This window comes from Sporosarcina contaminans (assembly GCF_042679045.1).
GTDB classification, from domain to species: Bacteria; Bacillota; Bacilli; order Bacillales_A; family Planococcaceae; genus Sporosarcina; species Sporosarcina contaminans.
The window spans coordinates 40,386-54,730 of sequence record NZ_JBHTLT010000135.1 but is presented as its reverse complement, the minus strand read 5'-3'; the positions used below and the strand labels follow the sequence as shown (position 1 = coordinate 54,730).

Annotated in this window: 17 protein-coding genes; 3 read left to right on the top strand and 14 right to left on the bottom strand. The window is 40.3% G+C overall.

Annotated features, from left to right (window positions below):
* Nucleotides 1-151: 151 nt before the first annotated feature.
* The 7 genes from ACFQ38_RS18945 to ACFQ38_RS18915 are packed head-to-tail and all read right to left on the bottom strand — an operon-like array spanning nucleotide 152 to nucleotide 6,024.
* A complete protein-coding gene (locus ACFQ38_RS18945) occupies nucleotides 152-541 on the bottom strand; it encodes a Na+/H+ antiporter subunit G (protein ID WP_336824760.1) in 390 nt (129 codons plus the stop codon).
* A complete protein-coding gene (locus ACFQ38_RS18940) occupies nucleotides 519-803 on the bottom strand; it encodes a Na(+)/H(+) antiporter subunit F1 (protein ID WP_336824759.1) in 285 nt (94 codons plus the stop codon). Before ACFQ38_RS18940 ends, ACFQ38_RS18945 begins: the two co-directional genes overlap by 23 nt.
* The gene (locus ACFQ38_RS18935) at nucleotides 803-1,285 is read right to left on the bottom strand and encodes a Na+/H+ antiporter subunit E (RefSeq protein WP_336824758.1); all 483 of its coding nucleotides are present in this window, start codon (nucleotides 1,283-1,285) and stop codon (nucleotides 803-805) included. The genes ACFQ38_RS18940 and ACFQ38_RS18935 overlap by 1 nt, the downstream gene beginning before the upstream one ends.
* Before the next feature lie 42 nt (nucleotides 1,286-1,327).
* Nucleotides 1,328-2,809: a Na+/H+ antiporter subunit D gene (locus ACFQ38_RS18930; protein WP_336824757.1), complete on the bottom strand. Its 1,482-nt coding sequence runs from the start codon at nucleotides 2,807-2,809 to the stop codon at nucleotides 1,328-1,330.
* Entirely contained in the window at nucleotides 2,802-3,140 is a 339-nt protein-coding gene (locus ACFQ38_RS18925) for a Na(+)/H(+) antiporter subunit C (protein ID WP_336824756.1), read from the bottom strand. The genes ACFQ38_RS18930 and ACFQ38_RS18925 overlap by 8 nt, the downstream gene beginning before the upstream one ends.
* Nucleotides 3,141-3,143: 3 nt before the next feature.
* Nucleotides 3,144-3,566, bottom strand: coding sequence for a Na(+)/H(+) antiporter subunit B (locus tag ACFQ38_RS18920; protein ID WP_381482849.1), 423 nt, complete (start codon nucleotides 3,564-3,566; stop codon nucleotides 3,144-3,146).
* A complete protein-coding gene (locus ACFQ38_RS18915; protein WP_408020206.1) occupies nucleotides 3,553-6,024 on the bottom strand; it encodes a Na+/H+ antiporter subunit A in 2,472 nt (823 codons plus the stop codon). The genes ACFQ38_RS18920 and ACFQ38_RS18915 overlap by 14 nt, the downstream gene beginning before the upstream one ends.
* A gap of 233 nt (nucleotides 6,025-6,257) precedes the next feature.
* On the opposite strand from ACFQ38_RS18915, the gene ACFQ38_RS18910 reads away from it, so the two are divergent.
* Complete coding sequence (locus tag ACFQ38_RS18910) at nucleotides 6,258-6,932, top strand: universal stress protein (protein ID WP_336824754.1); 675 nt, start codon at nucleotides 6,258-6,260, stop codon at nucleotides 6,930-6,932.
* A 307-nt stretch (nucleotides 6,933-7,239) separates the two neighbouring features.
* Entirely contained in the window at nucleotides 7,240-7,767 is a 528-nt protein-coding gene (locus ACFQ38_RS18905) for a YceI family protein (RefSeq protein ID WP_381482845.1), read from the top strand.
* A gap of 81 nt (nucleotides 7,768-7,848) precedes the next feature.
* Here the strand turns inward: ACFQ38_RS18905 and ytpR are convergent, their stop codons facing one another.
* The 5 genes from ytpR to ACFQ38_RS18880 form a co-directional block, all read right to left on the bottom strand.
* Entirely contained in the window at nucleotides 7,849-8,460 is a 612-nt protein-coding gene (gene ytpR / locus ACFQ38_RS18900; RefSeq protein WP_381482843.1) for a YtpR family tRNA-binding protein, read from the bottom strand.
* Nucleotides 8,457-9,275: a DUF1444 domain-containing protein gene (locus tag ACFQ38_RS18895; RefSeq protein WP_336824972.1), complete on the bottom strand. Its 819-nt coding sequence runs from the start codon at nucleotides 9,273-9,275 to the stop codon at nucleotides 8,457-8,459. The genes ytpR and ACFQ38_RS18895 overlap by 4 nt, the downstream gene beginning before the upstream one ends.
* Nucleotides 9,276-9,349: 74 nt before the next feature.
* On the bottom strand, nucleotides 9,350-9,868 hold the full coding sequence (locus ACFQ38_RS18890; protein ID WP_336824971.1) for a hypothetical protein: 519 nt from the start codon (nucleotides 9,866-9,868) through the stop codon (nucleotides 9,350-9,352).
* A gap of 335 nt (nucleotides 9,869-10,203) precedes the next feature.
* The gene (locus tag ACFQ38_RS18885; protein ID WP_381482841.1) at nucleotides 10,204-10,725 is read right to left on the bottom strand and encodes a DUF84 family protein; all 522 of its coding nucleotides are present in this window, start codon (nucleotides 10,723-10,725) and stop codon (nucleotides 10,204-10,206) included.
* Nucleotides 10,726-10,854: 129 nt separating this feature from the next.
* The gene (locus ACFQ38_RS18880) at nucleotides 10,855-11,928 is read right to left on the bottom strand and encodes a M42 family metallopeptidase (protein ID WP_336824969.1); all 1,074 of its coding nucleotides are present in this window, start codon (nucleotides 11,926-11,928) and stop codon (nucleotides 10,855-10,857) included.
* Between the two features lie 177 nt (nucleotides 11,929-12,105).
* Between ACFQ38_RS18880 and ACFQ38_RS18875 the strand changes: the two genes are divergently transcribed.
* Nucleotides 12,106-12,420, top strand: a complete 315-nt coding sequence (locus ACFQ38_RS18875; protein ID WP_336824968.1) for a PepSY domain-containing protein — start codon at nucleotides 12,106-12,108, stop codon at nucleotides 12,418-12,420.
* A 376-nt stretch (nucleotides 12,421-12,796) separates the two neighbouring features.
* Here ACFQ38_RS18875 and ACFQ38_RS18870 read toward each other — a convergent pair whose 3' ends face one another.
* Both ACFQ38_RS18870 and trmB read right to left on the bottom strand, forming a co-directional pair.
* Nucleotides 12,797-13,651 (bottom strand): YtnP family quorum-quenching lactonase, encoded by an 855-nt coding sequence (locus ACFQ38_RS18870; protein WP_336824967.1) that lies wholly within the window; start codon nucleotides 13,649-13,651, stop codon nucleotides 12,797-12,799.
* 43 nt (nucleotides 13,652-13,694) lie between these two features.
* Nucleotides 13,695-14,336 carry a tRNA (guanosine(46)-N7)-methyltransferase TrmB gene (gene trmB / locus ACFQ38_RS18865; RefSeq protein WP_336824966.1) on the bottom strand — a complete coding sequence of 214 codons (642 nt, stop codon included), beginning with the start codon at nucleotides 14,334-14,336 and terminating at the stop codon, nucleotides 13,695-13,697.
* Between the last annotated feature and the right edge of the window lie 9 nt (nucleotides 14,337-14,345).

Sequence of the window (14,345 nt, the reverse complement as noted above, 5' to 3'; positions counted from 1 at the left end):
TAAATCAACGACCGCCTAAAAATAAGCAAAACGTACCGTCAATCTATTTGATTGTGCCCACTTTCCTCATACGGTAATTGTGTCCATCCGATTGTCTTCATAGCAATAGAAAACGCAACTTTGGAATCGTCCTCTCAAAGTTGCGTCAATATCATTCATTTTCATGATCATAATTGCTTTCTTTCTTCTCGGTGCTATGCAAAATATCGTATAGCTCATCTTCAGTCGAAATGTCTGCCAACTTCACTTTAGAGCGATATGCCGCCCTGACGATTAAATGTCCAGCTACTGGGGCTGTCAAAAAGACGAAAATAATTCCTAACAAAACCCTGACGCTTATAAAATGCTCCGCAAACAAAAAGTAAGCGAAAGTACCTGATAGCGTAAGCAGGACAGCTAAGGTCGAACTTTTAGTCGCAGCATGCGAGCGTGTATAAACATCCGGCAACCGAATGAGTCCAAAAACGCTAATGACACTCGCAATTCCACCGATTAAGATGAGGAAAGCCCCAACAAATTCACCGATTGCGTTTACGCTCAACGATAACCCCCCTCTCAATGAACTTTGAGAAGGCGATCGTGCCAATAAATGAGAGAATACCTAAAATCAAAATGACTTCCAAAAAGGCTTTCGTCTTCATAATAACTGAAATAACAGCAATCATAGCGATCAGATTTACACCGATCATATCAAGTGCGATGACACGATCAGGCATCGATGGTCCTAAAATGATTCGGACAACGGCGATAGCGATTGTAATTGAAAAAAGAATAAGTGCAATCGTAAGCATTGTTTGAATCATTAGCGTGTCACCTCCATAATCGCTTTTTCAAAGTTTTTCAACTGACTAATCAATCCTTCTTTGGATTGCTCCACATCCATCGCATGGATATAAAGCACATTGCCTTCCGGCGATACTTCCATCACAACAGATCCTGGGGTCAAAGTTAGCAGCAATGACAGCATTGTCACTTCCGAATCACTACTCAACACAGTTTCATATTTAAAAATGCCAGGCTTGATTTTCAATTTCGGGCTTAAAATCTGCTTTAACACAACAATGCTCGATTGAGTTAATTCCGAGATGAATATCAATAGTAATTTAATGATCGCAAATAGTCGACGCAAGTAAAATTGTGTACCGAAAAAACGGTGCATGAAAAAAATGATTCCGATTCCGACAAGGTAGCCGGCAAAGAATGTAGTGAATTTCAGCTCGTCTTCATCGATCAGCGTCATCCATAAAAAAGCGATGAATAGATTCAATAACAACTGGGCGGGCATGAACAGTCCTCCTCTTCTTTCCAGTCAATGCCAAGGAATCGATTAACGGCCTCCTAAGACCGCCTCAATGTATATATCCGGGTCCATTAAAGTGCGTGCAGCATCCGTAACATATGGCGCGAGCACTTCCGCCCCGACACCCAATACAAACGTAAGCACACCTAATAAAATGATAGGCAAAAGCATACCTTTCCGGAGTGGCGTATCTTCATCTTCGTTAATAATCGTTTCTCCCCAGAAACAATTTTTAAAAATCCGCAACAACGAATAAAGGACAAAAATACTGGAAATGAAACCGACAGCCAATAACATGAATGAGCTATTTTCTACAGCTCCCTCCCCAATATAAACCTTCCCAATAAAGCCGCTGAACGGTGGAATGCCGGTTAACGACAGCATCGTTACGAAAAATAGCCAGCCAAGCGCCGGATAGTTCCGGATCAAACCACTCATCTCCGGGATCCTCGCTTTGCCTGTTAGATAAATCATCGTTCCAGCAATTAAAAACAGCATTGCCTTAATGACCATATCATGGATTAAATAATAAATAGATCCGATAAAGGCTGATTCTGTCGAAACAGACAGGCCTATTAAAATGAATCCAATTGCAATAACTACGTTATATGACACAATTTGCCGAATGTCATTATAGGCGATCGCTCCCAAGCTTCCTCCAATCATCGTAAGTACCGCCATGATACCAATAGTAGTATGTGTAATTTGAGGTTCATGATAGAAGATTAACGTAAAGACCCGGAACATCGCATAGACACCGACTTTTGTCAGCAAGGCACCAAAAAGAGCAGCTACAGCAGTCGGAGGTGCACTATAAGAACCTGGCAACCAGAAGTAAAGCAGCAATCCAGCTTTCAAACTGAAAACAATTAAAAAGATCAATCCAATTACCGTCAAAAGCGGCCCTTGTCCCACTTCGGCAATTCTGACGGATAGATGCGCCATATTCAGCGTTCCGACCGTACCATACAAATAAGCAATTGCCACTAAAAAGAACCAAGAAGACAGCACGTTAATCGAAATGTATTTAATCGATTCGATTAACTGCACTTTTCTGCCGCCTAATGTAATCAAAACGTAAGACGACAGCAGCATCACTTCGAAGCAAACGAATAAGTTAAACAAGTCACCTGTTAAAAATGAACCGTTCACACCTGCAACAAGGAAAAAGACGAACGGATAGAAAAACATGCGCTCATGCGACTTGCCTATGGAGAAAAATGAATAAATAAGCAAAATGAACGTAATGACAGCAGTTGTAAGACATAGCAACATTGAAAACGAATCCGCTACAAATAAAATCCCAAAAGGCGGAAGCCAATTTCCGAAATCAAGACGTAAAATGCCATCTGACTGGATTAAATTCAAAATATGTATACTTACGCCGATCGTCAATAAGATCGATAACAAACTAAACAATCTTTGAGTCTTTATATAAGGGCGCAAAAACACAAGAAAAATTCCGGTCAATAGCGGAATGATCATCGGCAAAACAATTACATTATTCATCTTTGAACCCTCTCAATGCACCCAAATTATCCGATCCAGTTTCTTTATAAGTACGGTACGCTAACACAAGCAAAAATGCAGTCACTGCAAAGCTGATTACAATCGCAGTTAAAATAAGCGCTTGTGGCAATGCATCTGTAAATTTACCAGTGCCTTCTCCTATGAGCGGGACGTCACCTTTCTTTAAGCCACCCATCGTCATAAGCAATAAGTGCACAGCATGCGACAAGACAGCTGAACCTAAAATGATTCGAATAACGCTTTTGGAAAGCATTAAGTAGACAGCGACCGTCACCAACACACCGATCAATATCGTGATTAACGTTTCCATCAGCTACACATCCTTACTAATACTTAATATAATCGTAACGACAACTCCGACAACTGTTAGCGCAACCCCAGCCTCAAATAGCGTAACCGTCGACAGCTCCGTCTCACCGAATACGGGCAAATTGAAATGCCCCGCAGTTTGTGTCAGAAAAGAAGCTCCGAATAATAATGATCCAACACCTGTCATGACAGCAAGAAGAACTCCAAACGCAGCCACTTTCTTAAAATCAAAAGGAATTCCCTTGCTGACCGTTTCAACATCATAAACTAAATAAAGAAGCACAAAAGCGGAAGATAGGACAAGGCCTCCGATAAAGCCTCCTCCGGGATCATTATGACCTGAAAGGAATAACTCAATCCCGAACGTCAAGATGATGAATACGACGATCTTAGTAACCGTCCGCAAAATAACATCATTTATCTTCAACGTCCTGTCCCTCCTTCCTTCCTTTTAACTTGATTAACGTATAAACTCCTACTCCAGCAATAAACAACACAACAACTTCCAACATCGTATCAAATGCCCTGAAATCACCTAATATCGTATTTACGATATTTTTACCTCCTGCCAATTCATAGGCGTTTTCAAAGTAAGTTGAAATTGAGTCAAACATCCGGTTACCTTGCACAGATAAAGCAATAACCGTGACAAGTGATCCAACCATTATAGCAATGGCACCTTTTACTGCTTTCGAAAAAGTCGTTGATTTTTCCTTGCTCCACTCAGGTAAAAAGTAGAAACATAGCAGGAATAAGGCTGTCGTTACCGTTTCAATGATGATCTGCGTTAAAGCCAAATCTGGAGCTCTGAATATGACAAATAAAATTGCAATTGAATAACCTAATACGCCGTTTAAGACGATAGCTGTCATCCTTGAACCTACAAAAAGCAAAGCAATTCCGGCCCCCATCATAACGGTGACGATTATATACTCATTAACAGTAATTGGTGCATCATTTTCGAAGTTTATTGACAAGCCGCCTTTCCAAAGCAACATACCGCCAATAAGAACGATAAAAAAGCCGAATATATAGACGAGATAATCTTTCAACTGGCCTGTCATGTAAGTTTTTGTAATCGTTGCTGCACCTTTCTCCGACTTCATTAAAATAGCGTTATATAAAGAATCAAGATTCCAAGTGAGCGGAGTTACTGTATATACTTTTTTCCAGTAACGCAAATACATGTACAGTACTACGCCGATGACAATAACTCCAACTGTCATAATTAACGGGAAATAATCCCATCCATGCCACGCGGAAATATGCGGAATTAGTTCTTCACTATTCGATAAAGAAGGATAAACTGCTGCCATTGCAGGCTTTAAAATATATTGCCCGATAACATTCGGGAAGAAGAAGATGCCAATTACTAAAAGCGACAATAGAGATGGCGCAATTAGCATTCCAACAGGCGCTTCCTGTATCGGACGATCATCCCTCTCCAATTTAAGATCACCAAAAAATGTCCTAAACACGATGATCAAACAGTAGACAAACGTAAATACACTTGCAATCCAAGCGATGACGGGGAATAGACTTCCCATTGCACCAACCGAGAAAACATCAAGATTTCGCATATGCAAGACCGATTCAAAAAACATTTCTTTACTGAGAAATCCATTGAATGGCGGCAACCCTGCCATTGAAAAACTTCCTATCGTTGCTATCGTGAATGTAATCGGCATTAATGGCATCAAACCGCCAAGTCGCCGAATATCTCTCGTCCCTAACTCATGGTCGACAATACCGACAACCATGAAAAGTGCACCTTTAAATGTAGAGTGATTGACAAGATGAAAGAGCGCCGCGAATGTGGCCTGTGCATATAGAATGGATTGTGTCTGAATCCCGCTCGCATAGGCAGCTGAACCGATTCCTAATAGACTCATGATCAATCCTAACTGGCTAATCGTCGAGTATGCCAATAAAGCTTTCAAGTCCGTCTGACGTACCGCACTGAACGAACCCCAAAACAGGGTAAAAATTCCGACAGAACTGACTAAATAAAACCATATTGCTTCTCCGCCAAATATAGGCATGAAACGAGCGACAAGATAAATACCTGCCTTTACCATCGTAGCGGAGTGCAAATAAGCACTAACAGGCGTTGGAGCTTCCATTGCATCTGGAAGCCATATGTGAAACGGAAATTGGGCTGACTTCGTAAATGCGCCAAGCAAAACGAGCAGCATTGCAGGCACAAACAGTTTATGATCGGTGAATCCTCCAATCATCGTCAGTATTTCCCTAACACTGAATGATCCCGTCATCGAATGTAGCATGATGAACCCTGAAAGCATGCCAATTCCGCCCGAAACAGTAATAAGCATCGACTTTTGCGCACCGTACCTTGACATTTTTCTATGATACCAAAAGGCGATGAGCAAAAAGGATGAAATACTCGTCAATTCCCAAAAAACGTACAACACCATTAAATTATCCGAAAAGACAACACCTAACATTGCCCCCATAAAAATGAGAAGATAGACGTAAAATCGCCCGATTGCTTCTCTTTCGGATAAGTAATATATGGAGTAAAGGATGACAAGAGTGCCGACTCCTGTAATGAGCAGTCCGAATATTAAACTGAGCCCGTCTAAATACGTCGTGAAATTGATGCCCGCGGAGTCAATCCATTTGATCGTATGTATAAATGTCTCTCCGTTTGCAATTGCTGTTATATACTTGCAAAGCGCGATGAAAAGAAACAATGGAACGACTAATACAACCCAGCCTATATGCTTATTGGGAATTTTTTTATGTATGAACGGGATGAACAGAGCAGCTAAAAAAGGTATGAAAATAATGATTGATAACAACAATGATGCAAACCTCCAATATTGAAAAAGATAAATTGAGGTAAAAACTATAATAGAAGGCATACTTGACTGTTCACGCCAATGACGGGATAATAGGTAGCCATAGGAAATCGTTTTTGGGGAAGGCAGTTTTCTTAAATTATACACGAATCCAAGGCCATTCGCACTTATAACCCCCATAGTACATCTTTGTCTTGTCAAAAGGATAGATTTCATATATAATAGCGTGGTTTTCAATTTAACCTATTATCGTGAATTAAAACAACAACTAATAGTTATAAGAGGTGACTACCTAAATGGGCAAAGTGAAAGGCCGTATGGATGAGAGCATTCTCGTCTGTGTCTACTACGGTCCAAATGGTGAACGTCTCATAAGGCGCGGACATAAATTGGCAAAAAGCATGGACTGTCCACTATACATTTTAACAGTTGATCCGCTTCCTTACGATGAATTTGATGCAGATAAATCACAATACGTTGATAAATGGCAAGAACTTGCTAAAGAACTTGACGTAGATGCATTTATTATACGTGATAATGAGAAGCGTCCCACTGCAAAGGTGATTAAAGAAGTTGCACATGAATACAATATTACACAAATCATCATAGGGCAAACTGCCCAAAGCAGATGGGAAGAGATTACAAAAGGATCATTCATGAACGTCCTGCTGCGTGAGATTACATTTGTCGATTTTCATGTCATCTCAGTTGACCGAGCCATCAAGGATGAAGTTGAAGGCATGTTTGAAAAAGGAGTTCGCGCTTATTTAGTGCCAGACGGTGATGGTTATCGCATTAATTTCACTCTATCGAAAGAAGCGCGCTTTGAAGGGATCTTCTTTAAAGAAATTGGGACAGATTTTAATAATGGCATTTTCAAATTCATGTATAACAATAAAATGTGCCAAGTCCCGATTATCGAAGATCGTGTAGGCGACCCTTCCGAAATTAGCTGTAAACTTGAAAAATAATTACGTAAGGATGAAAAAGCATTTAGTTAAAAGGCGACGCTCCGTTCATTATTGAACTGGAGACAGTCGCCTTTTTTCATTTCAAGTTTACTTTATTGAAATAAAGGAAACTATTTAGTGTGAAGATATAAATCTTATCTTAAAAGCATAAAGTAAATGACAACAGCGATTTCAAAAGTTCCTTATACCTCGCTCATTTGTAATGCCTCCAAAAAATAATTCTCGTTTTCGAGATATTTGTCTTGATTTCAAGATAAATAATGTATATAGTAAGAGCATAACTTAAATCAGAAAGGAAGTTTTTATTATGTCTAAATGGTTAGTAGATGCAACACATACGAATGTAGGTTTCTCTGTAAAGCATATGATGGTTTCAAAAGTGAAAGGGAACTTCAATGTCTTTGAAGGAACTTTGGAAGGTAATCCTACAGATTTAACGGACGCTTCCATTGAATTTAAAATTGATGCAGCTTCCATCAATACAAACAGTACGGATCGTGATAACCACCTTCGCTCTGGAGATTTCTTCGATACGGAAAAATATCCTGCAATCACATTTGTTTCAACTCAAATTGTGAAAAAAGGCGACGATGAGTACGATATCATCGGAGATATTACAATTAAAGATGTTACGAAAAAAATTACTTTCTCCGCTGAATACGAAGGAACAGGCAAAAACCCTTGGGGTGTCGACGTTGCAGGCTTCGAAGTTGAAGGGAAAATTTCAAGAAAAGAATTTGGTCTTACATGGAACCAAGCATTAGAAACAGGTGGAGTTTTAGTCGGAGACGACATTAAAATCACAATCGATCTTCAAGTAAACCCTGCAAATTAATAAGCAAACAGGCGTCAAAGAACATTGAGTTCTATGGCGCCTGTCTTTTATTTATTTGCTATTAATTTCGTGATGAGTCGTTCAATCCATTACCTTTTCGAATGCTTCGCCTGTCACAGCATCATCCGGCAATACTAAAATGCCTTTCTCTTGAGGAGCATCCGGCAAATCCAATTCTTTTGCAGAGCAAATCATGCCAGATGATGGAACCCCTCTTAGCTCCGCATCACGGATGATCATTCCTGATGGCATTACGGCGCCAACTTTTGCCACAACTACTTTTTGTCCGGCTTCAATATTTGGTGCGCCGCAAACGATTTGTAGCGTTTCGCTGCCGACGTCCACTTTACAAACACTTAATTTATCAGCATTTGGATGTTTCTCTTTTTCAAGCACATATCCGGTAACAAATTTAGGAGTCAAATCTACGTCCAGCTCGATATTCACGTCATTCTTTTTCAACGCTGTGGAAATTTTCTCCACAATTTCTTCAGTTAATTTCACTTGCCCGGCTTCCTGAAGATCAAGATAAGAAGAGGCATTAAACAAGTTAAAACCGACAATCTCCCCTTCACCATCTTTTAAAATCGTTACGTCTTTCGATGACTCTGCTACAACCTCATGCGGCCTATCAGTAGTTAGTTGTGCCATAAGAACGTTTCCGACTCCATTTTGATTGTAAAATAAATTCATTTCTTTTTGTCTTCCTTTCTTGCGATCCGATTTTTCGCTAAGATGAAAATCGGCTCTAATTTCCCATTTTCATATCTGAAAGAGAGTGATGTTACCGGTACTCTGCCGTTTGTGAAAAATTGCATCGTCATTTGAGCAAGCACGTCATACCCTGTATCATTTCGAATATCACCTATGATCAATACATCTTGATGGGGCACCGAAACAGTCATATGGCCTTCAATCTTCTTTTCCATTTCTTTCAAGAAGGATACGTTCAATATCCTGCTCGCATCGTACCCGTCATTGTTATTGACAAAATAAAAAATGTTGTCAGCCACTACGTCTTTTTTAAATTGTGTCGGTAAAGACCTTACTTTGAACATTGCAGATTCCTTCATTTCCGATTCGCTCATCCCGATCGATTCGACCATTCCTTCATCAATTAGACGATAAGTCGTACCGAGGTCCAATGCAAAATAAATTCTTGTTTCAGCAGTATGATCTTTAACGATAAACTTTTTGCCTTCCTTTGACGACAGAGGGAAAGATGTTGACCGAATAACAGGATAAATAGCCCCTTCTCTTCGAAAGCCTTCTGTCATTTCTTTTTCCATTGCGTTAAATGTTTCTTGGATTGTATAAACAACTTCATCGATTGCAGATTCTTTCACATTTTCATATTTAGACAGAATTTCCGGTAAGGAAATATCCATCCCCTTTTTCAGAATCGAATGCTCCAGTCTGATTTTATCCGTTTTCCTGTCGAAGTGCCATTGTAATTGTTCAGACGGCAGGCGTTTCTTCAGTATTTCAACAAGATCAGATGATTTCATTTACCTCTTCCTTCCTTTTCAAAAATAAACGGCCGCTCGCTGCAATGAATAGCACCGGGTGACCGCCTCAATCATTAGGCTTCCTGTTCAATGGAACGTACAGTTTCCATCATCCAAGCCATATACTTTGCGATATTTTTTTTCTTTGTAATTGTTGTCATTTTGACGCCACCGACACTGGCAATCAGCTCAGCTTTATCGCCATCCTTCTTGACAACTGCCGCAAAACCGAAAACGCCTTCATTTGAAAAAACCTTTTCCGAAACAATCTTATCGCTTGATTTATCCTTTAACAGATCGTAAAAAAGACGGCTTTCTTTTCCCTCATTTGGGTTGATGAACAAAATGAAAGTATCACTGCCTTTATTTAAGACGATATTTTGAGCATCCGCCTCCTCTTCTACTGTAAATCCTGCAGGTTTATATAGCTGGACACCCTCGACTTCAATATTTGTTTGCTTATCATTCAATTCAAATGCAGATTTTGCTTGGTCGATGCCGGCTGCCGCTTCTTCTTTCAATGATTTACCGCATCCTGTTAAAACAGCTGCAGAAAGAATTATAAGAAGTAAGAATTTCCAATAGCGGAACATTCGATTTCCTCCAATCAAGCATCATTTCCTTCAACGAACACAGCTTCGCTGTAATTTAGTAACCGAGTTATTTCAAAGCAATCTGTGCTAAAGCTATTATGGCGTATTACGATGCATCATTGCGCCTCAAGCTTGTTTTAATTGTTCCACACTCAATCCTTTACATTGGAATGACAACTATTCCAATAGGATATGTAGTCGCCGCTGGAAAACGAGGCTGTACTATTTTGCTTGCTTCTATTATTCAACTGGTGCTTGTACCTGTCAAATACTAGTGAACCATAATTCCACAACCCATTTTAAAGATATTATCCGTTTCGTGCAAATGTTGAGATTCATTGATTATAAAAATGGACCTTCAATTGACCGATTAACAACTGCATAATATGTTCGAACATCAAATCCCTCGTAACGACATTTGAAGTAAACATGCCAATAGCACCTTCATGCTGCCTTATTCCGCTCTTTTGAAAATATTCATCTACAATGATCCCTAATTCACGTCCCTTTCTCAACTCAACTGCGATTTCTTCCGGCAAAGGAATTTGAGCGCCAGCAGCGGTGATGATTGTACCGTCAGGCAAAGAAAGCGCTCCCCAATTACATACATACGTTTGGTTTTCAATCGTTCTGACGCCGCCTTCCAAACCAATGCCAATCCAGCCATCCATTTTTTCTGCCGCATGCTTAGCTCGATTTATAGCTCCCAATCTCGTCTCTTCATCGCCAATCGGCTGATCACGAACATTTGATGGCACTTTTTCAGCTTTCCATTCATTACCCGGGAAATGATTGTCAATTACTTTTAAAGCTGCTTTCACTTTTGCCTGATTTGTCGTTCCAATTATAAATTTCATATGTAAGGTTCCTTTCATATCATAAAAACCATCCGCTCATCCCTATTATTGGGTGAAAAGGATGGTTTTTATCGATTTTTTCTACAGGCTTTTTATAGCGTTCGAAGTTGGATAGACTGCCTTACTATCTTATACGTTTTGTTTAATCGTTTCGACAGTCGTTTTATCACATGCTTTCACTAGTTTCACGAGCAATTCCTTCGCCGCAGCATAATCATCTGTATGAATGATTGAAGCGGATGTATGAATATATCGTGAACAAATTCCGATCACCGCACTTGGCACGCCTTCGTTCGAAGTATGGACACGCCCAGCATCAGTACCCCCTGGTGAAATGAAATATTGGTAAGGAATTTGATTGCTCTCTGCTGTATCTAAAATAAATTCGCGCATTCCGCGGTGAGTGACCATCGTTCGGTCAAAGATCCGCAGCAACGTACCTTTTCCTAATTGGCCGAATTCGTTTTTATCGCCTGAAGCATCGTTTGCAGGGCTCGCATCCAAAGCGAAAAACAGATCGGGCTGAATCATATTCGCTGCTGCTTGTGCACCTCTTAAGCCAACTTCTTCCATAACATTTGCGCCTGAAAATAAATGATTAGGCAACTGCTCACCATGGAGCTCTTTTAACAATTCGATTGAAAGCCCGCAGCCATAACGGTTATCCCAAGCCTTTGCCATAATCTTTTTATCATTCATAAGAGGAGTGAATGGACAAACCGGCACGATTTGCTGTCCAGGACGGATGCCGATTTTCTTCGCATCCTCTTTATCATCTGCTCCGATGTCAATTAGCATATTTTTAATATCCATCGGTTTGTTACGTACATCATCGCTTAAAAGATGTGGAGGTATAGAACCGATTACACCGATCACCGGCCCTTCATCCGTCATAATTTGCACTCGTTGCGCCAAAAGAACTTGGTTCCACCAACCGCCAAGTGGCTGGAAGCGAATCATGCCATTGTCTGTAATCGCTGTAACCATGAAACCTACTTCATCCATATGGCCTGCAACCATAATGCGTGGTCCATCTTCAGGCCCTTTTCGCACACCGAAAATACCGCCTAAGTTATCTTGGATAATTTCATCTGAATACTTTTCTAATTCGCCTCGCATATAATCACGTACAAAATGCTCATTGCCGGGAGCACCAGGCAATTCCGTCAATGTTTTGAACATTCTTAGAGTATCTTTTTGCATACTGTTCCCCCAATTTCATTATGAACTATCTCTATTGTAGATTATTATGCAAAAACTATCCATCCTGAATATTTAGCAAACCGAAGTTTTTTTAACTCGAATGTTTTTCAGGAACCATTACCCAACGATATAAAATATGGTACACTTGGGTGAGACTGATTGAGGGGGTTCGATTCCATGAAACTTAAAGATTTTCTTGCAGGCGCATTAACAGGTATTGCTGCTGCCATTATCGTCAACCAAGCAATTGAAAAAGTGAACCCGAATACTCCGGCCGAGGATGTGCTGAAGGCTGTCAAAGAAGCTTTCAAAAAAGAGGGGCCGATTGACGGCTCTTGGATCGTAATGAAACCGGAACCATTCACAAACAATGTTCTTTCAATGGAAGTATATCGCGGAGGCATCTCACGCATTAAAAACGGCGAATTGGAACAGTATGAATTTGCAGCAAACGCAGAGACTGGCACAGTTGTCGAATTAATTAAAAAGTAAATCAATGTGGTGCCGTACTGCCGCTTAAAAAGTCTGTTATTCACCAATTCAATCAAAATGAAAAAGCCCCCGTTTACAGGTGCATTGAAGTGCACTCCAGAAGTTAGAGTCAAAAACTAACTTCTGGAGTGTTTTATTATGGCCAAATATAGTGATTCTTTTAGAACGATGGTTGCGCAGGAGTATTTGGATGGCTCGATTGGGTAATATCTAAAAGTAGAATAATGATAGATTGAAATTACTACTATACCTAACACTAAGGAAGATACTTCATCTTTTTATCTTTATTCCAATTCCTTTCCATTACCTTTTATATAGTCTATACTAATTGCACTCCATCGTTGCCAATCACTCGTCCAGCTCTATTGAATAGCTGTCATTTGCTTATAGCTGAGCAATTGACTGATTCTGTAATTTCTTTTCCACTTTCATCCCACTGAACGAGACGGTACACAGCATCATGATAGAAGATGAAGCGGTAACGGTTAGGCAGCGCCTCTTTCATTAATCGCTCCTTCGCGAAGATGGACGTCATCGGATAATCATCATACGCCAATACCCATAGCGGATTACTATGTGCATGTGTTGGCATTATATCGCCCATATGCAAAATCGTTTCTCCGTTTTGCGTTAATTTAATGACGCTATGTCCATCACTATGCCCGCCGGTGTGAATCATTTCAATTCCCGGCAAGATCGTCTGCTGCCCTTCAAATGTTTCAACCTGCTCTATAATCGGCTCCCAATTCTCTTTCCAATACGTATTTTTCGACCGAATATTCGGGTTGCGCATCTCATCCCATTCAATTTGAGAAACATAGATTTTCGCATTTGGAAATACTGATACAAGTTCTCCATCTCGCCATTCAGTTAAACCGGCAGCGTGGTCATTATGCAGGTGAGTCATTAAAATCATATCAATATCTGTTACTTGTAAACCGATTTCAGAGAGGCTTTCTGCCACTTTCGTTTCAGACCTTACGCCTAAATTGCGCTTCTGTTTATCGGTAAGCTTCCCTTTGCCGATTCCTGAGTCAATTAAAATATGCTTTCCTTCATAAGATAAAAGAATCGGATCTGTTCGCAGCTCAATCAAGTTCTGATCGTCAACTTCATAGCGGCGCGACCATAATGCTTTCGGCACAACACCAAACATCGTCCCACCGTCGAGGAAATTGACACCCCCGTCAAGCCATGTAAGTTTCATTTTGTGAAATGTATATGTATCCAATTCAATCTCCCCTTTCGTTTATAACAGTCCTCTTCGCATTCCCTTATTTAAAAGCCGCTTCCATCCGATAAATCGGTTGCCCTTTCGCTGAAAACTTCTCTTCGTATTCCGTCATAATATTGTCTTCAGGCATTTGTGCATGCAAGTCTAAAGAGATGTCATGAAACACCATGCCATAAGCCGACATTGAAACAATCGAGTACTCAAATAGTTTGCGATTATCCGTTTTAAAGTGAATTTCCCCTCGTTCCCCTAAAATTGATTCATAACGCTTCAAAAAGGATTCGTGCGTTAATCTTCTTTTTGCATGTCGTGATTTTGGCCACGGATCAGAGAAGTTCAAGTACACTCGATCGACTTCCCCTTTTTTAAACAACTCTTTCAAATGTGCACCATTGCCACGCAGCAAGCGTAAATTTGAAGGCTTGTCCGCTTCAATCGCTTTTTCAAGCGCGGAAACAATGACATTGTCAAAATGCTCAATACCGATATAATTAATATTTGGATTGGCTAATGCCATGCCGATGATGAACTGCCCTTTTCCAGTTCCCACTTCTATATGGATCGGGTTTTCATTGCCAAATACCGAATGCCAATCTTGTTGAATGCCTTCCTCTTCTTGTATTAAAACATCTGGATGGGCTTCCATGAACTCTTTCGCCCACGGCTTATTGCGAAGACGCATTTTTCTTAC